Source organism: Novipirellula aureliae (assembly GCF_007860185.1).
In the GTDB taxonomy this organism is placed as follows: Bacteria; Planctomycetota; Planctomycetia; order Pirellulales; family Pirellulaceae; genus Novipirellula_A; species Novipirellula_A aureliae.
Map to the genome: position 1 here is coordinate 354,723 of NZ_SJPY01000003.1, position 20,075 is coordinate 374,797.

Here is a 20,075-nt window from a genome sequence, read left to right on the forward strand (position 1 = left end):
GCTGCGTGATTTGTCGTGTGAACCGTGGCTAACGGCCTGCTGATTTAATCGTTTAACGCTTAGCCGAAGGCGTTAGCTTTTTCGTAAGCGGTCGCCTATGGCTTGGCGTTAAACAATAAGTCGAGTCAAACCGATTAAATCGACAGCCCGCTAACGCCAAAACGGCTAATACGCAGACTGTTTTTCGAGCAATGAACGTAAGCGTTTTAAGGCGTAGACGTTAGCAAAACAATTTGCAAGCCCATGAATCATCCGGGCTAGGCATGGCAGAAGAGAGGTTGGGGCATCTTGCCCCCGTAAGCTGTGGCTGGAAGCCACAGCCACGAAAGCTGCTTACCGATAGCAAATACAGGGAACCCGAAGGTTTCATCTGGAAAAAGCACGAGGAACGCGGTACCCAAGGAGACTCTAAAGCGCGTAACGAACGATCAAGCCCGCAGCGACGACACTGACGATGCTCATCAACTTGATAAGGATATTCAGGCTCGGGCCGCTGGTGTCTTTGAATGGGTCGCCGACCGTATCACCGACAACCGTTGCTTTGTGCGCTTCGGTGCCCTTGCCTCCATGATGGCCTGCTTCGACATACTTCTTGGCATTGTCCCAGCTACCACCGCTGTTGGCCATGAAAATTGCCAAACAGAATCCACTCGTCAAACAACCGGCCAGCAAGCCAAGCACACCCGCCACTCCGAGCAAGAGCCCGGTAACGATCGGCATCAGGAGCCCGAGCAGGCTCGGTAGAATCATTTCTCGCTGGGCGGCTTTGGTGCTGATTTCGATGGGGCGTTGGTAGTCTGGTTTCGAAGACCCGTCCAAAATGCCGGGATCTTCGGTAAATTGGCGACGAACCTCCAGCATCATTTCCTGAGCCGCTCGTCCAACCGACTTCATCGTCATGGCACAAAACAAGAACGTGCTCATCGCGCCCAGGAAAATCCCCATCAAGACGCGAGGATTGATGATGTTGCCGTCAAAGAATGTCAGAAAGTTTCGCAGTGATGCGGTGGAAACGTCGACCAAGGGCGCTCGGCAACCACGAATAATGTAATTACTCGCTAGCTCAGCGTCAGCCGCTTCGCCTTCGAGCGGCTCAAGGGGCGTGAGCACGACCTGTTCATCAATCGCCAAACCGTCTTCAATTTGCGTCCAAGATTCGGGAGCCCGTTTGCCGGGTTCGGGCATGACGAGATAAGAGGTGACCGAATCGCCGTTCTTTTGGTACACCAACTTGTCGGACAACTTATAGAACCCGTCGGCTTGCGACTGCGTCACCTGGTCACCTGCCCAGCGGTGCATTCCATCACGGACCCCTTCGACCGACGCTGCAAAGAGAGCGAGTGCGGTTAATGCGGCTGACCCAATGGCAAAGCCTTTGCCCGTTGCTGCGGTCGTGTTCCCTAGACTGTCGAGTGCATCGGTACGCTCGCGAACGTAAGGTTCCAATCCGGCCATCTCGGCATTGCCGCCCGCGTTGTCCGCGATTGGCCCGTACGCATCGGTGGCCAGCGTGATTCCGAGAGTGCTAAGCATTCCAACGGCAGCAATGCCAACGCCATACAATCCGATAGGGAACGATTGATCATTATCAAAGTCGAACCCACTTGCAAAACCGAACGAGGCGAACATGCCTAGGCAGATGATAAAGACAGGAAACCAAACGCTATACATTCCATCGGCAATCCCGCCAATTATGATGGTGGCGGGGCCTGTTTCGGCCTGTGCTGCCAACCGCTGGGTCGGACTGTACTCGTCGCTGGTGGAGTACTCGGTCCATTTACCGATTAACCATCCAGCCAACAATCCGACAATGATACTGAACGAAACGCCCGGCAAAAAGCCAAACCATGTCGTCTGAGGGACCGTGGGGATAAGTAGCGATGTAATCAAGATGGAAGCGACGATGATCAGCAGCGTCGTTCGATTGATGCCGCGATCGAGAGCCTTTAGCAGTGATTTTTGAGAAGCATTGTCATCGGTTCGCACCGCATAGATGCCCACGATCGATAGCAGGATTCCAATGGCGGCAATCGCGATCGGCAGCATCATTGCGCGGAGTTGCGCCTGTTCGACCTCCATCCCTTCGGGCACCATGGATCCGCTAGCAAACGCCGCCACGCCGAGCGCACACGCCGCTAAGATGGAACCGCAATAGGATTCGTACAAATCGGCCCCCATCCCGGCGACGTCACCGACATTGTCGCCCACATTGTCGGCAATCGTGGCTGGGTTGAGTGGCGAATCCTCTTTCAGACTCTGTTCGACTTTGCCCACCAAGTCGGCTCCAACGTCTGCCGCTTTTGTAAAAATACCGCCGCCGACGCGGGCGAACAATGCTTGGGCACTGGCCCCCATTCCGAACGATAGCATCGTAACCGAAAGCTCAGACAAGCTGAACGTGTGTTCGGGATCGGCAAATGCAGGAACGCCCCAGTACAACACGCCGAACCACATACAGATATAGAGCAGCCCCATGCCGACGACGGTCAACCCCATCACCGCACCACTTCGAAAAGCGATTTGCAACCCGTCGTTGAGCGAATTGATGGCCGCATTTGCCGTGCGACTGCTCGCTTGGGTCGCCGTTCGCATTCCAAACCAACCGCATAATCCGCTGAACAGGCCGCCTGTTAAGAAAGCGATCGGCATAAATCCGCTTTGGACCTTTAACTGGAACGCAGCAAACGCCAAAACCGCGGTGACTAGGACGAAAACAATCGATACCACCTTGTTCTGCTGATTCAAATAGGCCCCCGCCCCGTCGCGGACGCTTTGGGCGATGCTTTTCATTTCGTCGTTGCCTTCACTCGCCAACATCATTTGGCGGTAAAAATGAAATGCCCAAAACAGACCAATGACCGATGCGACCACAGCACCAAACCAAACAACTAGCACGAGCATCTATTTTTCTTTCGAAGCGAAACTAAGGAAATAAGCCAACCACAAGGGCATATGCTGACACGGTATCAGAGTTTAACGGCAACCATCGCGACATGCTAACCCTCACTGGGAAAAAAAGTCATCGGCAAATTCGATTCTAGAATGCATACATTTTGTGAACCGACGGCACGAGCCGCGGGTGTTGAAAAAACGTCCTTCCCCGCAGAACCCGCAGCGTCGGTTCCGGTTTTCAGACGCAGCACTAGTGAGAGAGAACGGCCATCGAAAAGCCGTAGTACCAGGCATCCGCGTCGCGGCCTTCGGTGGTGATCATGTACCTGCCAAATCCACTCAAGCGAATTCGGGGCGTCCACCAGAAATGGATACCGGCTTCGGGATAAACGGCAGCCATCGCACCGTCAAACCCGGATTCCTGTTCGTCACGAAAGTCGATGGCCCCGTCATTATTTTGGTCGACCCATTCGTCGGCATCGTCCGCTCCAACATTCGCAACCCCCGCAAACAATCCCAGTCCGGCGAAAGGTGCCAACCGCGTTGGCGTTTGCAGCCGGAATCCTGTCTCGGCACCGAGGAAGTAGTCCGTGTCACTGAATGCCAAGACCAGGCCCACGCGATTGGTCAGATAGGATTTCCAGTAACCAGTGTAACCGCATTCCAAGCTGGCCAACGCCGATTCTGCATTGGAAAAGTCCGTGATCCCTGCTGAAAAGTACCCACCAGCGGCGTTGTCGATAAAACGCGCATCGGAGGCTTGTTTGATCTTTCCAAACACATTCGTTTTGGGAACGCCGTTGGCATACTTTACGGCATATTCAGGGTCGTCCATCGCCCACCTCGATTTTGTCAAACCAGTCGGCAGATTGATATCGGGGACCAAGTCGATGACTAACCGATCATCCGTTTCGGGCGGCAGTTCGTCGAGTCCCTCACCAAGCGGTCGATACGCGATCGCATCGGTCGCAATGGGTTCTTCCGCAGACGAGAAATTGAGTTGCGAAACGTTCAAGACGCAGAGCACGCCCAAGCAAACAACCGCCGAAAGCACTGGTGATGAACCCATACTGGTCGATCGTTGCAGCTTGGGTTTGGCGGGGGCCATGCGGATCAGTGAGCTTTGGTTGGGGTACAGCTTGTAGACGACTCGGTAAGATGCGGAAATCGGCAAAAAACATTGGTAATTTGCACGCTATTATTCCCAATTCTTCCTAGCCCGGATGATTCATGGGCTTGCAAATTGTTTTGCTAACGTCTACGCCTTAAAGCGTTTACGTTCATTGCTCGAAAAACAGTCTGCGTATTAGCCGTTTTGGCGTTAGCGGGCTGTCGATTTAATCGTTTAACGCTTAGCCGAAGGCGTCAGCTTTTCCATAAGCGGTCGCCTATGGCTTGGCGTTAAACAATTGGCGTTAAACAATCAGTCGAGTCAAACCGATTAAATCGACAGCCCGTTAGCCACGGTTCACACGACAAATCACGCAGCCGCCTTCATCGGAGTGTTGGTGGCGCGAGAGGCTGTTTGCGCGATCACCTCTTCGGCCAAAGCGTTGTAGTCAGCGGCACCGTTGCTTTCAGGGGAATACTGGAAGATCGATTGCCCGAAACTTGGTGCCTCGGCCAAGCGGATGTTTCGCCGCACTCGAGTGTCAAAGAATTTGGCGCTACGAAAGAATTCTCTTGACCCTTTACTGGCCTCAAAGAAGTCGGTGATATCGGTACTGACCTCAGCCGCCAAGCGGGTATTGGAATCGTACATGCAAAGCATGACACCCGAAAGTTTTAGTTTCTCATTGAGGCGTCTCGACACCACCTCCACCGTTCGCAGCAGTTTACTCAATCCATGCAACGCCAAAAAATGTGGTTGGAGCGGCAGAAAGACTTCATTGACGGCGACGAGGGCGTTGACGGTCAGCACGCCGAGACTTGGCGGGCAATCGAGAATCAGATAATCGAGTGGTTCGTCATCGTCTTCGAGTTTATCTCGCAGAATCATTTCGCGGCCAACTTCTCCTGCCAATTCGAGTTCGGCGGCGGCGAGGTCCAGATTGGAGGGAATGACGGACAATCGGTCGCTCACACGACGGCGGGCTTGGGCGATCGTCGCTTCACTGCAAAGCACCTCGTACATGCTCACTTCCCCATCAATCGCCGTGATCCCAAGGTGCAACGATGCGTGGGCCTGTGGGTCGAGGTCCGCTAGGCAGACACGGTATCCCTTGTCTGCCAAGGCAGCGGCGAGGTTGACCGACGAGGTGGTTTTGCCGACGCCACCCTTTTGATTGATTACAGCGATCGAACGCATGGTCTCATTCCTTTTTCCTGTAGCGGTGTTCACGCAGCGTCGCGGCGACGCATGTGTTGATACGCTAGTAACACTTCATAGAGGTCGGTGTCGATACGAACTTGATCCTCGTCGAAATCTTCGAGCCAACCGAGGTTCGATTCGGCGGCATCGATTAGCAGTGGGACGATCTGTTTGAGCGATACGGAGACCGTTTTGGCCGCCGAAACCCCTGCGAGACGATCGAGCTCTCGTTCTTGTCGATGTGTGGTGGTGCGCCGAGTGGGACGGGTTTGCTGAGGCGTGGTCGATATTGCGCTGCTAAAATCCGCGGACGAATTGGGACGGTAGGAAATGACTCGGTAATTCGATTCGGGCATCAGTTTTACAGAAATCCTATAACTTTGCTGCAATAGACGCTCCAAATAGAGCAACCTATGAGGCATCAAGACTTGGGAGGGTTCAGAGAACTAGCTTCTTTTTCCGTTCTCGTGCAAGACGAGATATCGAAAAGATCAGACAAGGATTCTCTCCTACTTGCATTGATCGACTTTACCGGTTAGGAAGCTTGAGTCGATTTTAAGTTTTTTGACGATTGCTGCTGCAATTGCATCGATTTTGCTTCACTCGGCTTCGTGGCAATGTCGCTCCGCTCTCCAAGCCGAGTGCGCAATATCACTCAGCACGCCAAATATCGCTCAGCACGCCAAGCTGACCGCCTCTACCGATTGGCACGGTCCAACTTTTGGAGCTCATGCAAAAACGCCTCCCGCGCAGAATCGAGAGCGGCAATCGCCGCGAAACGCCACGAATCGAGGTGTCAATGGTAAAAACACGCCAAGAAATGCTTGTCCCCAAGCTGCCAGCCTCGGACAGGATGGTGAGAGGCTCGCGGCTCTCGATTCCAAGCGATAAGAGGAGACGGAAGCCTCCCGTCATCCGTTGCATGGCGGGAGCCTTGTAACGAGCGAAATAGCCGCTCGCACCGTTCGGAAGGGGTACAAATGGGTAAAGAGTCCTCAAATGCGGAGGATAAACGTCCCTGTACAGCGACCGTAGGTTGACATTTCGCTGATCTCGCGCTATCTTCGCACGCCGCGGTAAGCCGAATTTTTTCGGCAAGTCAAATGGCCGCCAAAGTAGCACCCGATCCAATGAATGAGACCGACTCGCCATGACTGTCGATCTAGAAGCAATTGCCCAACGCGGGCGTTGCGAAGAATCTAACCTCCGTCTCGCTCTGCCTCTCATCGAGCAGGGTTATGAACCTCCTTTTCTTGCACGCTACCGGCGTGACGAACTTGGCGGTCTTGACGAGCCCGTGTTGTGGGCTCTCGCCGAGTCGCTGAAGAACGAAAAATCGCTCGCCGCCCGCCGGGCGGAATTGATTGCCGATTGGCAGGCAACGCCATTAGCCGATCCAGCACTCGGCCGCGCGATTGAAAAAGCGGGCAGCAAACGGATGCTGCAACGGCTCACTCGGAGAATCAAGTTAGAGTCGAACGAGGCGGTCGATGGCGGTACGCTGCTAGCCCTGCGCGTGCTCAATCCTCAAAAAGACGATACGGACGATTTCCAAAAACTAGCCGAAAGTGTCGAAGGGATCGAAAATCACGAGGAAGCAATCGACAAACTCGAAGAATCCCTCGCCCGGCGACTCGCCGGTGATCCAAGAATGATCAACGCGGCGGTCCAGTGGCTCAGTAAACATGCCCGGATTCATGTCGCCGAAATAAGTGACCCGCATATCAGTGGTAATGCGGACGCATCCGGGGGGGCTTCCGAAAAGGATTCCGACGACTCGTCGACGGATTCGGCAAGTCGCTACCCAACCGCCAAAGCAATGAGCGGAAACGCCGAACCAGCGGCTCAAGCCACAGCCGAATCACCAACGTCGGAAACGCCAACAGAGGAAAGCCCCGCAGCCGACGCGTCAATTGCCGCAGCGCCCGCTGTCGCTGTCCCCGCGTCGGACGGTGCCGCTGCGATCGAAACGGTCCACGGCCAGGAATTGCCGACCAAGTCGGATGTTTCGCCTGAAACGGCTGGAACACAAAACGCAGCCGAGACACCAGCAACCGAGACACCAGCAACCGAGACACCGGCAACCGAGACACCGGCAACCGAGACACCGGCAGCCGAGACACCGGCAGCCGAGACACCGGCAGCTGAGACACCGGCAGCTGAGACACCGGCAGCCGAGACACCAGCAACCGAGACACCAGCAGCCGAGACACCGGCAACGGAGACACCGGCAGCTGCAGCAAATGCGGGTGGGGAGACGGCGATTGGTTTTGATGTCGACAATCCGTCCATTGAAACGCCAAAGAAGAAGAAAAAGAAGGGCAAGGAGAAGGTAAAGGAAGCGGCTCCGAAAAAGCCGAAGAAGGTCTCGCCTCGGCAGCGGCGTCGACGTTGGTTGATGAGCGTGCTCAAGCCACTCGAAGGCAAACAGATCAATGCGAACAAGCTCAGTTCTTTCCAAACGGTCATGCTTGCCCGCGCCCTTCGCAGCCAGGTTGCACAGTGTTCGTTCGAATACGATGCCAACAAATTAGTCGCCGAATTGCAGCGAACCGCTGGGCGAATCAACAGCAAACTGGGGGATACGCTCGAGCATATTGTCGTCGAGAACGAAGCCGACATTCGTAGTGCCGCTGAAGCCGCATGGTGGGATGAGTTACAAGAACGTGCCTCAGGACGGTTGCTTGGAATCGCCGCGGACCACCTGCGTTCGCAAGTCAATCGTGGCGGAATCGAAGCAAAGGTTATTTTGGCGATCGATGCCGTTGGCCCACGAACCGCCGCCGCTTCGATTGTCGCTGCGGACGGTCGTTTGCTTCATTACGAAGATTTGCCGTGCCAATTATCAGCACCAAGCCGTTCGCAAGCCGTATTGCGAATGGGCGAGTTGATACACTCGCACCATGTCGATCTGATTGTGATTAGCAACGGCCCGTCGCGTCGAGGATGCTTGTTGGCGGTCGGCGAACTGATCAAACAGTCGCCCGAAAACTCGATCCACTGGACATTGGCCGACCGTAGCGGTGCGGACACCTACGCCGGAAGTGCGATAGCCGACCAAGAAATGCGATCGACACCTCGCCGTTTTCGAGCCGCGTCGTGGATCGCTTTCTCGGTGGTCCAGCCAGCGCAAGCCATTGCGAAGGTCGATCCGTTAAAGCTACGTCTCGGGTCGTTCCAACGCGAATTGTCGGACCAGGCTTTATTAGAGGTCTTGGACGACGTTATCGTCAGCGGTGCTTCGCGTGGCGGAGTCGATGTCAATTCCGCGCCAACCTCTTGGCTGTCGCGTTTGCCAGGTGTTTCCGAAACGGTCGCGGCATCGATCGACGCGACGCGTCGCGAATCATTGTTTCACTCACGGCAACAGCTAAGCGAACTTGAACAGTGGGATGATGCGTCCGCCGTTCGTCAAGCGATGCCGTTCTTGCGAGTTTTTGGCAGTGACGAGCCGCTCGATAGCACTTTGATTCACCCCGATGATTACCCGCTGGCAAAAAAATTGGCCAGTGCCTTGGGATTGGAGATGCCTCCAGCAACACCGCCCGGCTATCAACCGCCCGATTTTAGTGAAGAGGGGGCGTCGCCAGCCAATAAGCCGGTCGACCTGAGTAGCGAGCCAAAGGTAGAGCCCCGAGTGGTTGAAGACTTCTCCTCAACCGACCCGTCCAGCGACGCCGACGGAGCAAAACCTTTTGGCGAAGTGAGCGAGACCAACGCCGAGGAAACAAGCGACACCCAGGCAACAAGCGACGCCGAGGCAACCTCCGTCGAATCGCCCATCGAACCAACGGCAAGCCAACCTACTGCCGAGGCGGAAACTTCCACTGAACCAGACGCATCTGCTGAGCAAAGCGATGCTTCAAAGCCGGCGGAATGGGTGGAACCGTCCGCTGAACAATCGGATACGGCGAAGCCATCGGCGGTGCCAGCAGCAACCAACGGTCCGGTCGACAATACGTTTCGTCAGGTCAAACCTGAAAAAGCGAAGGTCGACAAGTGCGTCAAAGAATGGCAAATCGGGTACCGTAAGGCCTACCAAATCGTCCGCTGGCTTTGTGATCCATTTGGTGAAGGGGACGCAAACGAAGCGGATTCGCATGGCGTACTGACATCCGTCCCATCGCTTAAATCGCTGAAGCCAGGCGACCAAGTTATCGGCGTTGCAGTCGGTGTCATGCCGTTTGGAGTGTTTGTCGAACTGGCCCCCGATTGCAGTGGATTGATTCACGTCAGCAAGGTATCGGATCGGTTTGTCGAAGATTTACATGAAGCGATTCAGGTTGGTGATGTGGTCACGACCTGGGTGACGGGAATCGATGAGAAACGACGTCGCGTTGCTCTTAGCGCGATCTCACCAGAGAGAGAAGCGGAGTTGGCGGAGCAGCGTGCGCAGCAAGGACCACGCGGTCGAAGCGGAGGTCCACCACGCGGCAAATCGCAAGCACGTGGCGGTCGCCCTGCGAATGCGGGCGGACGCAGTGACGGCGGTGGCGGAAGAGGTCCGAACGCAAGCCATGAGGGACGCGGAGGCGGCGGCAAAGCAGGGCCTTCACGCGGCGGATCGGATCGCTCCGGTTCAGGCCGCTCCGGTTCAGGCCGCTCCGGCTCGGGTCGTGGACGCGACCATCGTGGCGGTGGTCGGGACAACCGATCGGGACGCGGGCAACGACAACCAGAATCGTATCGAGTTACCAGCAGCAAAGCGGTTGAGCCGATATCGGATGCGATGAAACAAGGCGAAGAACCGCTGCGTTCTTTCGGTGATTTGATGCAGTTTTTCAAAAAGCCCGAACCCGCAAAGCCCGAACCCGCTGCAGAAAAACCGAAGCAGGAAAGCGGACCGAACCCCGCTGAAGGTGCGAGTGAACCGCTGCCCGAAAACACAAAGCCACCCGAAAACACTACCGCTGCAGCTTCGGCCCCACCACCAAGTGAGGTCCAATCGGGCGATAACCAGCCGAGCGACTCGGTTAAAGAGTCGGCCTCCGAGACGACCGAAACACCTGCCCCCTCCACCGACACCCCCGCTTAGAGCATGAGTGACGATTTCAACGCCAGGCTAGAATCGGCAATCGAACGGGGCAAGAATCTTGCTTCACGAAAGGCGTCTGCCGAGCGTCAACAAGAGATGACGACCGAGGAGATGAAGCGGCTACATGGGTCGCTGCGTCTTTCCTTGTCCGAACGGATCGAGCAAGCGATTCACCGAGTCGCCGACCATTTCCCAGGGTTCCGTACCGAATCGCTATTCGGCGAAGGAGGTTGGGGGTCCGCCTGTTATCGAGACGATTTGAGAATCGAAGCTGGCAAACGCAGCAACCAATACAGTCGGCTGGAAATCGCGATTCCTGGCTACAGCGACTTGCAAGTCCTTGAGCTGCGAGGAAAGGCCACCATCATGAATCGCGAGCTGTTCAACCGCAATCACTTCGTTCCAATCGCCGAAGCGAGCGAAGAGGCATTTGAACGGCTGATCGACGCTTGGGCAATCGAATACGCGGAAGTTTATGCTGCGAAAAGCAGCTAATTTGGCGCCGCCGTGGCGTCCAGCCCGGGACGGCCTCGTGCTTTGTCCCAACTGGGAATTGAGCGGTAGGACTCTTTCGTGGCTGTGGCCTCCAGCGGCAGCTTACTGGGGCAAGATGCCCCAGCCACGCTTTTGCCAAGCCTAACCCGGCTAATCCGCAGACTGTTTTTCGAGCAATGAACGTAAACGCTTGAAGGCGTAGACGTTAGCAAAACAATTTGCAAGCCCATGAATCATCCGGGCTAGACGCCAGTATCCCCCCATTTTGGTAATGGCCCAGTTTGTTAATGGCCCAGTTTGGCAGCTACTCCGCTGCTTCTTCGTCTTGCGTTGCTGTTCCACCATCCTCTTCCGGCTCGCTGCCTTCCACGTTGTCGGATTCGTCTTCACCGCCCAGTGTGGGGTCTTCGAGTGTGGCCAATTCAACAAACAGTGTCATCTCTTCGCCATCGCGGTAGATTAAAACGCTCTGAGTGGAACCGACGGGTTTTCGTTCAACCACCTCTTGCAGGGAACTTGGTTTCAGGACCCTTTCGTCTGCGAATTTCAGGATCACATCCATCGGTTTCATTCCAGCCCGATCGGCTGCTGAACCGTCGATAATCTGATAGACGAGAACGCCGAGTCCGGTTGGTAGGTTTAGTTTTTTGGCATTTTTGGGATTCAACTCGGCTAAGCGAATTCCCATCGCCGCCCGGCGGACCTTGCCATGGGCAGCCAATTCGTCGGCGATCCATTTTGCTTGATTGATCGGGATGGCAAAGCCGATACCTTGGTAGCCACCGTTGCGAGTCGCGATGGCTGTACTAATCGCAACGGCACTGCCATTGAGATCGACCAGCGGGCCACCTGAGTTTCCAGGATTGATGGCGGCATCGGTTTGCAACAACCGTCCGCGTCGGATTCGTTGTAGAGTGCGGTTCTTTGCACTAATGATTCCAGCACTGACGGTCGCTTCGAGCCGGAAAGGACTTCCGATCGCAAGCACCCAATCACCAATATCGAGCTGATCCGAATCGCCCAAATTTGCAGCCGGGAATCCTTCTTCTCGTTCAATGCGTACGATCGCAATATCGCTATCAGGGTCGCCTTGAACTTCACTTGCTTCGATTTCGGTTTCATCGGACAATTGCACGACTACCTTTTTTGCACCAGCAATCACATGGTTGTTGGTAATGATCAATCCATCGGGCGAAACGATAACGCCAGAGCCTAAACCGGTGAGGGGCATCGAGTCACCATCCACACTCTGCTGCTGTGGCGGCGACGGCCCTGGTTGATTGGGGTCTTCGGACTCCTGGGTACTGGGCTGTTCAATATTTTGACCATAGGAATAGACCGTCACGACCGCAGGAGTGGCATGGCGTGCCGCAACGCGGAAAGCCTTCGACAGGGCACGGGGGCCAGCCTGCAGAAGTGCCGATTCAATTTTCTTGTCGATAACCGAATCAAGCGTTTCGTCCGCATCGGCTCTCGCGGCTGTCACAAGCAGAGTCGCAAACAAGAGGCAAGCGATTGAAAGCAAACGAAGAGGCGAGGGGTGACACGACGATGTTCTTAAATCTATTTTCATTGTCTTCATAGTTTTTTAATCGTGATATTGCTTGTTTCTTTCAGGCCGAAGGACCAGCGATTTACCTAATCCAGCACGCTGGGCTAGGCAGACGGGGCTTTGCCTCCGATCAAATCGCTAAACCTCAAAACATACGCGCCAGGCTAGGATAAGAATACCTAACACTCGCCCAATATAACGACTAAACTCGGATAGTGCTTAGGCCCCCCTTTTATTATCACCGTCCCTGAAGCCGAACAAAACACGTGAACTCGAATAAAAGATGATACCTGCAACTTTAATCGCAAAAAAACGGGACGCAAAACCGCTGCTCGATGAAGAAATTCGTTTTCTAGTCGAGGGATATTGCAGGGGTGAGGTGGCTGATTACCAAATGTCGGCTCTGGCGATGGCGATTTGCATTCAAAAAATGAACCAACGGGAAATTGCAACCTTGACCGACGCGATGGTCCACTCGGGAACCTGTTTGCCGCGTTGCACCGATCGGCCGCGAGTCGACAAGCATAGCACCGGCGGTTTGGGTGACAAGGTTTCGTTAATATTAGCACCGCTGTTGGCGACCTTGGATGTCGATGTGCCAATGATCAGCGGGCGTGGACTAGGGCTGACCGGCGGAACCCTTGATAAGCTGGAGTCGATTCACGGTTTTCAAACGGAAATGTCGATTGAGCAGTCGAGTGAATTGCTAAAACAGGTTGGCTGCTTCATGATTGGTGCCAACGAGAAAATCGCTCCCGCCGACCAAAAACTGTACTCCCTTCGTGACGTCACGGGGTCGGTCGAGTCGGTCGCGCTGATCACCGCAAGTATCTTGAGCAAAAAGATTGCCGCGACGCTCGATGCATTAGTTCTCGACGTGAAAGTCGGCAGCGGCGCGTTTATGAAAACGATGGACGATGCGACTGAATTGGCAAACTCCATTATCGATGTCGGTAAGTTGTCCGATTTGCCAGTGACGGTGATCCTGTCGGATATGAGTCAACCACTTGGTCTCGGCGTTGGCAATGCCATCGAGGTAAACGAGAGTGTTGAGGTGCTGCGCGGCGAAGGCCCACGCGAGGTTCGCGACTTGACGATCGAACTTTGTGCGGATGTGCTCGTTAAGGTGAATCGATTTGAAAATCGTGATTCGGCAATCGCCGCATTGGTCGATCAGTTGGACTCGGGAGCCGCCTATGAAAGGTTCGAGCAAATGGTTTCTGCACAAGGAGGTAGGCTTGAGTTCCCTCTGAGTCTGGCTCAATCGCACTCGGTAATCGCTCCTCACGAAGGTTGGGTCGAGTCGGTCAATTGTGAATTGATTGGAAAGACGATTGTCGAGATGAAGGGAGGTCGATCTCGCAAAGGAGACAAGATCGATCACACCGTTGGAATGGAAATGCACCTTCGCGTCGGGGATGAAGTGAAGGTTGGTGACCGGATCGCAACCCTCTATTGTCCACCTCAGCAATTGGCTGATCGATTGGAACGGCTAACCAATATAATCTCCATCACTGAGAAGCCCCCCCAACGTCCACCGTTGATCGTGATGCGAGTTTCTTAAAGCGCATCGTGGTCGAGCGGCTTTTGTGCGTTTGTTTCCCAAGCGTTTACGCTTGTCCTACCTCTCCCGGCGAAGCTGGGGGAGGTCGAGCGATGCCATGAAGGCATACGCGAGGGAGGGGGCTCGCAGGATTTACATCGTGTTGGCCCCTCCCGAACGGCGGCTCGATCCGCCGCGTTCGGGCTCCCCCAAACGAAGTCTGGGAGAGCAGGTTAAGTTGTTGACTTAGCTGAATTTTAAGCCGCACGGCCTCGTGTGCACGGGAGGCGGGATCCTGGGAACAAGGGTTTCGACGTAAACACTCATGAAATGACAACCGGATGAACAAAACTCAGGTGCAAGGCTGCGTGCCGGCAAACAAGTTGATCGGCTTCTGCTTGGTTGAGCTTGCCGAAGAAAGGATGTATTTCGAGAGGTCCGTTGGTTTTGTAGTTCTCAACCGATTCCTCCAAGTACTTTATCGCCTCGGAAACTTCGAACTCCTTATTGGGCCAGAAAAAAGCTTCTCCCTTTGCAGGCAACTTGATGCCTGGTTTGAGCGGTTTCGCATTGATCACCATTCGCTTCATCAAAGGCATCAATAACCTCATAAACAACGGCGGACTCGGAGCGATGAGTTGGCCTGTTGCCACGTCATGGCTGAGGGCCAGATGGTGGAGAATCTGCCCAAACGAATGACTACCGCACGCGCGAACTTCGCCCGCTGCCAACCGCCGCGCATCAGCGACAATTTCATCAACGTTACTAAATGTCAATTCACGTCGTTCAACAGAATCGGCCATCGCAGGTCTCTCTTTCGTTAGCGTTTGGACTATTGGATGGTACATTGCCTGCACAACAGGGAATACTAGCATGTTGGGTGTAACAGGTGTTGGGATTTGCCCATTGCGATCTCAATTCATCCCCAAACAACTGGATGTAGACGAAACGCGTAGCGGTTGACACAATGTTTGGCACACGTGCCGATTGGCTTTTGCGTCCTTACCGAGAACGATAGACATGAGTCCTGCTGCTAATTCCACCAACGATCTTGAATCGGTTATTTGTGAAGCGATCTCGAAAGATCTCTCGATTCCACTTCGTCAAATTCATTCCGTGGTCGAGTTACTCGGCGCAGGCAACACGATTCCCTTTATCGCCCGTTATCGCAAGGAAGCCACCGGCGGACTCGACGAGATAGCACTCCGAGCGATCGAGGATGCACTCGAAAAAGCGAAAGCACTTTCCGCACGGAAAACAACCGTGCTACAGTCGATCGCCGAACAGGGGTTGTTGACCGCTGAACTACGGCATCGGATCGAGCATTGTCGCGACATGCGAACTCTCGAAGCGATCTATCTGCCGTACAAACCCAAACGGCGAACTCGCGCGACGATTGCACGCGAAAAAGGACTCGGCCCACTTGCTGATCTGCTGCTCAGTCAAGCGAATTTATCGGGTTCCAAGAACGACACGCTTCAATCGTTTGTCAGCCCCGAAAAAGAAGTTCCCGATGCCGATGCAGCCCTGCAAGGAGCACTCGACATCGTGGCGGAACAATGGTCCGAAGATGTTGACACGCGGCAATGGTTGACCAAGCAAGTGTTCTCGTCAGGCAAGATTAGCTCCCAAGTCAAACGAGGCAAGAAAGAAGAAGCCAGCAAGTTCGAACTCTATATCGATCACCGTGAACCCGCCAGTCGGATACCCTCGCATCGCGTGTTGGCTATGCTTCGTGGCGAGAGTGAAGGCGTGCTTCGCGTTGGAGTCGAGCTAGACGATTCACAGACGGTGTCTCAACTAAAATCGAAATGGGTGACCAACCCCAGCTTTGAATTCTATCACGAGCTGTGTGCGACCGTTCAAGATTGTTATGACCGATTGCTAATGCCTGCGACAACGTCATCGGTCCTGAGTGCTCTTAAAGAGAAAGCGGATGAAGAAGCGATTGCCGTGTTCGGAAAAAATTTGCACGAGCTACTGATGTCTGCTCCGGCGGGCCCACGTGTCACGCTGGGCATCGACCCTGGTTTTCGCACGGGATGCAAAGTTGCCATCGTCGATGGAACGGGTAAGTTTCTGACAAACACAACGATTTATCCGACCGCACCGAAGAACGATACCGCTGGGGCAGGCCGCAAACTACTCGAACTGATCAACAAGCACGACGTTGAATTGATTGCGATTGGAAATGGTACAGCGTCTCGTGAAACCGACGCATTTGTTGGCAATCTGATCCGCGAACATAAGTTAAACATTACCAAAGTAATGATTAGTGAATCGGGTGCTTCGATCTATTCGGCAAGTGAATTGGCATCGAAAGAATTTCCTGACTTAGATATTACCGTTCGCGGTGCAATCAGTATCGCTCGGCGATTGCAGGATCCGCTGGCGGAACTCGTCAAGACCGATCCAAAATCGATTGGCGTCGGCCAGTATCAACACGACGTCAATCAAACCCAGCTTCGTAAATGCCTCGATCGAACCGTCGAATCGTGCGTCAACCGAGTCGGCGTCGATTTGAACATGGCATCGGTTCCGCTGTTGTCGTATGTCGCCGGAATCGGCCCGAAATTGGCCGAGAACATCGTCCAATACCGAGATCAAAACGGTCAGTTCCGTAGTCGTAAAGAATTGACGAAAGTCGCAAAACTGGGCAAGAAAGCGTTCGAACAGGCGGCTGGTTTTTTACGCATTCGCGGGGGTGAAGAACCACTTGATAATTCGGCGGTGCATCCAGAAAGCTACGGTGTCGTCAGTCGTATGGCAAAACAACTCGGTGCGGATTCGAAGACGCTCGTCGGCAACGCCACGCTAAGCCAAAAACTAAACCCTTCCGATTTTGTCAGCGATCAGTTTGGGATGCCAACGATTGTCGACATTATTGCCGAATTGGCCAAACCGGGCCGCGATCCGCGAAGTGAGTTTCGTGCCGTTCAGTTTGATGACAATGTCAATTCGATGCAGGATCTAAAGCCCGGAATGGTTCTTGAGGGAGTCATTACGAACGTCACCCACTTCGGTGCCTTTATCGATATTGGTGTTCATCAAGACGGCTTGATTCACATTTCGCAATTGGCAAACGAATATGTCAAAGACCCGAGCGACGTGGTCGCGGTGGGCGATGTGACCAAGGTCAAAGTGCTTGAGATCGATAGGGATCGAAAACGGATCTCGGTGACGCGAAAGTTCTAATGCATGTAGCCTTGCGGTGACAAGCGGACCAATTTCGTGCCGTCGCGCTTCCACAGCCCAGTACGACTGGTTGTGTTACCGATTTGGCTCAGTTCGCATTCGAAGTTCATCGCCAAAACCTTATCGGCATCCGATTGGCTCATCGTCAGGATCAGCTCAAAATCTTCGCCATCGCTCCAAGCATGTTCGAATGGAGTTTGTCCCGTTTGTTCGGCTAGCTGAATCGCGTCGTCATGAATCGGGATTTGCGAAGCCCATAATTCAACCCCCACGCCACTGGCAGCACACAGCCGATCAAGATCGAGAGACAATCCGTCGCTGATGTCGATGGCCGCATGCACATCGGCCACATTGCGTAGTTCGCTGGCGAGCTGAACGCGAGGCGAAGGACGCAGATGTCGACCAAGAAGACTACCTCCGACTGCTCCGCTCACCAGCACCGCGTCTCCGGCGATCGCTCCGCTGCGCAGCCACGGTGTACCGCTCGGTACATGACCGAGTAGCGTGACGCTAATCGAAAGCGGCCCATCATACGTCGAAATGTCACCGCCTGCGATTGCGATATGGAACGACTCGGCGGCTTCAAGAATGCCTTCGTAAACCTCCCCTGCGATGCGGGTGGCGTTGTGTTTGGGCAGAGCAAGTGTGACGAGAGCCGAGGTGGGGACCGCGCCCATTGCGGCGATATCGCTGAGGTTGATCGCCATCGATTTGTAACCGATATCGGAGAACGAATGCTCAGCAGAAACAAAGTCGACGCCATCAATGATTTGATCGGTACATGCGATGAACGGACCATTTGGTGTGCTGCTGGCCAGTTCGATAACGGCAGCATCATCGCCGATTCCCACCGCGACTTGAGGAAGCGAACGACATCGACCGCGGAGGTAAGCAAGAAAGGACTGTTCCATGAAATGAGCGTGTCTGTAAGAGGGAAGCCTGGTAACGAGTTGCACAATCTAGCCTTTTTTTGACTTCTTTCCATCCGGCGCAGCGAACGACATTTGCAAACGCTCTACAATACAGATGCGAGTCCCCTCGCAAAATCCGTTTCTTTTCCTCTTTTCTGAAGGCGAGTATCCCATGTCAGCGACATTGTCTTCTCAGACTCCCAACATCAAAATCCGCAAAACCGAGTGATTGTCGACGGCTCATGATTTTGCCAGGCGTGTTCGGGCCGGACAGGCGTGTTCGGGCCGGACAGGCGTGTTCGGGCCAGACAGGCGTGTTCGGGCGGGAACGGTTTGGGTAAACTGTTATGATGTCTTTGTTGCCGCTGCTCCGTTCGGTGGTTTCAAGATGAGTGGTCATGACCGCGAATTGGTCGAAGAGGGCTTCCGGGCGTACACTGAAAACAAGACGGTGTCGTTGGAGCCCAGGCTTTAGCCGATCCGCGCCTTAGTGAGCCGACGGCGCTAGCCGCGGGTTCCGAACGTTTCATTAAAATACCCGCGGCTAGCGGGCTGTCGATTTAATCGGTTTGACTCGACTGATTGTTTAACGCCAAGCCATAGGCGACCGCTTATGGAAAAGCTGACGTCTTCGGCTAAGCGTTAAGCGATCAAATCGACAGCCCGCTAGCACCGTCGGTTCACATCGATTTACAGCACCCAATCGTGAACGATACCATCAACCAAGTCGCTAAGAACGAATTTCAATGGCTTGCTCAGCTACCATGGTTGATCTTGGGGTTGATTGCGTTGCCGCTTGTTGTGGCAGCGCTTCGCGGAAAGATTTATCCGACTCGAGTGTGGATTATTTTGTTGGGCGCAGCGGTGGTGTGCAGCGTGTTAAACGTTTTTGTCCCAGCGATGATCGTGGTGGTTTGGTTGATCGATGGAGCGATATTGACGGTCGCGGTAATCGATTTTCTGCTCGTCTATTTGTCGACAAATCGAGGCATTACGGTTTCCAGGAATCTGCCGCGCACTTGTTCGCTCGGTGTTCCGGTCGCCAGTGAGTTGACGGTCGAAAATCGCTCTTTGTTGACGTTGCGAGGAGCGGTCTGCGACGATTTGCCAGAGTTTTTCAATGGGACCCCACCCGAGCATGCGCTGCGTTTGCCACCTTTGGCTCGGATGACCGCCCACCGTAAACTGACGCCCAATCGTCGCGGTGCATTCGAACTGGAAAACGTTTATCTGCGTTTTACCAGTCCTTTGAAATTGTGGGTTCGGCACCTCTGTTTACCGCTTTGCAATCAATTAAATGTTTATCCTGACATGAAGCAATTGTCGGACTACGCGCTGCTTGCTCGTACGGATCGGCTCAGTTTGATTGGCGTTCGGCGGACGCGTCGGATCGGTCAAGACAGTGATTTTGAGCGGTTACGTGACTACAGCCGTGATGATAATTATCGACATATTGATTGGCGGTCGACGGCGCGGCGAAACAAGTTAACGGTTCGTCAGTTCCAAAGTGACCAAAGTCAACGCGTTGTCTTTTTGCTCGATTGTGGCCGGATGATGACGAACGAGCGAGACGGCTACTCGCTTCTCGATCACGCCCTCAACTCGGTCTTGATGATGTCGTATGTTGCACTTAGGCAAGGCGACTCAGTCGGTCTGCTCTGTTTCTCGGACACGATCCACGCTTACATCCCGCCTCGTGGAGGCACAAGTCAGATGAACCGGCTCATTCAAGCAGGCTTTGACCAGTTTCCGAGGTTGGTGGAATCACGATACGATCAAGCATTTCTCTATCTGTCGGGGCATTGCAAACGCCGATCGTTGGTTGTTTTGACCACCAACGTGATTGATGAAGTCAACGCGGGCGCAGTCGTAGACTACTTGGCTAACTTAGCGGGACATCACCTGCCGCTTGGCGTTTTGCTACGAGACCGCGAAATGTTTGACGCGGCGGATTCGCCTTCGGAGGAACCGTTCGAGATGTACCGGTCGGCTGCCGCCGCGGATATTCTGCTTTGGCGTCATCAAGTGTTGAAGGATTTGGAGCATCGCGGGGTCCTTGTCGTCGATGCATTCCCCGATGAACTAACCGCTCCGCTCGTGAATCAGTACTTAGAAATCAAAGCGAAGCATTTGTTGTAGAG

General features: G+C 54.2%; 12 protein-coding genes and 1 pseudogene. 6 read left to right on the top strand and 7 right to left on the bottom strand.

The features are described from left to right. Positions 1–408: 408 nt before the first annotated feature. The 4 genes from Q31b_RS10665 to Q31b_RS10680 form a co-directional block, all read right to left on the bottom strand. Entirely contained in the window at positions 409–2,901 is a 2,493-nt protein-coding gene (locus Q31b_RS10665; RefSeq protein WP_146599667.1) for a sodium-translocating pyrophosphatase, read from the bottom strand. 241 nt (positions 2,902–3,142) lie between these two features. Continuing rightward, complete coding sequence (locus Q31b_RS10670) at positions 3,143–3,961, bottom strand: hypothetical protein (RefSeq protein WP_231617466.1); 819 nt, start codon at positions 3,959–3,961, stop codon at positions 3,143–3,145. 411 nt (positions 3,962–4,372) lie between these two features. After that, positions 4,373–5,200: a ParA family protein gene (locus Q31b_RS10675; protein ID WP_146599668.1), complete on the bottom strand. Its 828-nt coding sequence runs from the start codon at positions 5,198–5,200 to the stop codon at positions 4,373–4,375. A 29-nt stretch (positions 5,201–5,229) separates the two neighbouring features. Continuing rightward, positions 5,230–5,625 carry a hypothetical protein gene (locus tag Q31b_RS10680; protein ID WP_231617467.1) on the bottom strand — a complete coding sequence of 132 codons (396 nt, stop codon included), beginning with the start codon at positions 5,623–5,625 and terminating at the stop codon, positions 5,230–5,232. Between the two features lie 728 nt (positions 5,626–6,353). Between Q31b_RS10680 and Q31b_RS10685 the strand changes: the two genes are divergently transcribed. Then, on the top strand, positions 6,354–10,238 hold the full coding sequence (locus tag Q31b_RS10685) for a S1 RNA-binding domain-containing protein (protein ID WP_146599669.1): 3,885 nt from the start codon (positions 6,354–6,356) through the stop codon (positions 10,236–10,238). A gap of 3 nt (positions 10,239–10,241) precedes the next feature. Continuing rightward, positions 10,242–10,733: a hypothetical protein gene (locus Q31b_RS10690; protein WP_146599670.1), complete on the top strand. Its 492-nt coding sequence runs from the start codon at positions 10,242–10,244 to the stop codon at positions 10,731–10,733. Positions 10,734–11,037: 304 nt separating this feature from the next. On the opposite strand, the gene Q31b_RS10695 is transcribed toward Q31b_RS10690, so the two are convergent. Beyond that, on the bottom strand, positions 11,038–12,306 hold the full coding sequence (locus Q31b_RS10695) for a S1C family serine protease (protein WP_231617468.1): 1,269 nt from the start codon (positions 12,304–12,306) through the stop codon (positions 11,038–11,040). 262 nt (positions 12,307–12,568) lie between these two features. On the opposite strand from Q31b_RS10695, the gene Q31b_RS10700 reads away from it, so the two are divergent. Then, on the top strand, positions 12,569–13,849 hold the full coding sequence (locus Q31b_RS10700) for a thymidine phosphorylase (RefSeq protein ID WP_146599672.1): 1,281 nt from the start codon (positions 12,569–12,571) through the stop codon (positions 13,847–13,849). Between the two features lie 302 nt (positions 13,850–14,151). Here the strand turns inward: Q31b_RS10700 and Q31b_RS10705 are convergent, their stop codons facing one another. Further along, a complete protein-coding gene (locus Q31b_RS10705) occupies positions 14,152–14,631 on the bottom strand; it encodes a DUF1569 domain-containing protein (protein ID WP_197171328.1) in 480 nt (159 codons plus the stop codon). 217 nt (positions 14,632–14,848) lie between these two features. Between Q31b_RS10705 and Q31b_RS10710 the strand changes: the two genes are divergently transcribed. Then, a complete protein-coding gene (locus Q31b_RS10710; protein WP_146599674.1) occupies positions 14,849–17,023 on the top strand; it encodes a Tex family protein in 2,175 nt (724 codons plus the stop codon). Here the strand turns inward: Q31b_RS10710 and thiL are convergent. Beyond that, entirely contained in the window at positions 17,020–17,934 is a 915-nt protein-coding gene (gene thiL, locus Q31b_RS10715; protein ID WP_146599675.1) for a thiamine-phosphate kinase, read from the bottom strand. The two genes, Q31b_RS10710 and thiL, sit on opposite strands and share 4 nt — an antisense overlap. Before the next feature lie 316 nt (positions 17,935–18,250). Between thiL and Q31b_RS10720 the strand changes: the two are divergent. Further along, positions 18,251–18,409 (top strand): annotated as a pseudogene (locus tag Q31b_RS10720) (aldehyde dehydrogenase family protein); the annotation flags it as partial. A gap of 230 nt (positions 18,410–18,639) precedes the next feature. Continuing rightward, the gene (locus tag Q31b_RS10725) at positions 18,640–20,073 is read left to right on the top strand and encodes a DUF58 domain-containing protein (RefSeq protein WP_146599677.1); all 1,434 of its coding nucleotides are present in this window, start codon (positions 18,640–18,642) and stop codon (positions 20,071–20,073) included. The last annotated feature ends 2 nt before the right edge of the window (positions 20,074–20,075 follow it).

Bases quoted from the DNA above. Each gene is read 5' to 3' on its own strand.
- Q31b_RS10680 (WP_231617467.1), bottom strand. From the start codon at position 5,625: ATGCCTCATAGGTTGCTCTATTTGGAGCGTCTATTGCAGCAAAGTTAT.
- Q31b_RS10670 (WP_231617466.1), bottom strand. From the start codon at position 3,961: ATGGGTTCATCACCAGTGCTTTCGGCGGTTGTTTGCTTGGGCGTGCTC.
- Q31b_RS10675 (WP_146599668.1), bottom strand. From the start codon at position 5,200: ATGCGTTCGATCGCTGTAATCAATCAAAAGGGTGGCGTCGGCAAAACC.
- Q31b_RS10695 (WP_231617468.1), bottom strand. From the start codon at position 12,306: ATGAAAATAGATTTAAGAACATCGTCGTGTCACCCCTCGCCTCTTCGT.
- thiL (WP_146599675.1), bottom strand. From the start codon at position 17,934: ATGGAACAGTCCTTTCTTGCTTACCTCCGCGGTCGATGTCGTTCGCTT.
- Q31b_RS10665 (WP_146599667.1), bottom strand. From the start codon at position 2,901: ATGCTCGTGCTAGTTGTTTGGTTTGGTGCTGTGGTCGCATCGGTCATT.
- Q31b_RS10710 (WP_146599674.1), top strand. From the start codon at position 14,849: ATGAGTCCTGCTGCTAATTCCACCAACGATCTTGAATCGGTTATTTGT.
- Q31b_RS10705 (WP_197171328.1), bottom strand. From the start codon at position 14,631: ATGGCCGATTCTGTTGAACGACGTGAATTGACATTTAGTAACGTTGAT.
- Q31b_RS10685 (WP_146599669.1), top strand. From the start codon at position 6,354: ATGACTGTCGATCTAGAAGCAATTGCCCAACGCGGGCGTTGCGAAGAA.
- Q31b_RS10690 (WP_146599670.1), top strand. From the start codon at position 10,242: ATGAGTGACGATTTCAACGCCAGGCTAGAATCGGCAATCGAACGGGGC.
- Q31b_RS10700 (WP_146599672.1), top strand. From the start codon at position 12,569: ATGATACCTGCAACTTTAATCGCAAAAAAACGGGACGCAAAACCGCTG.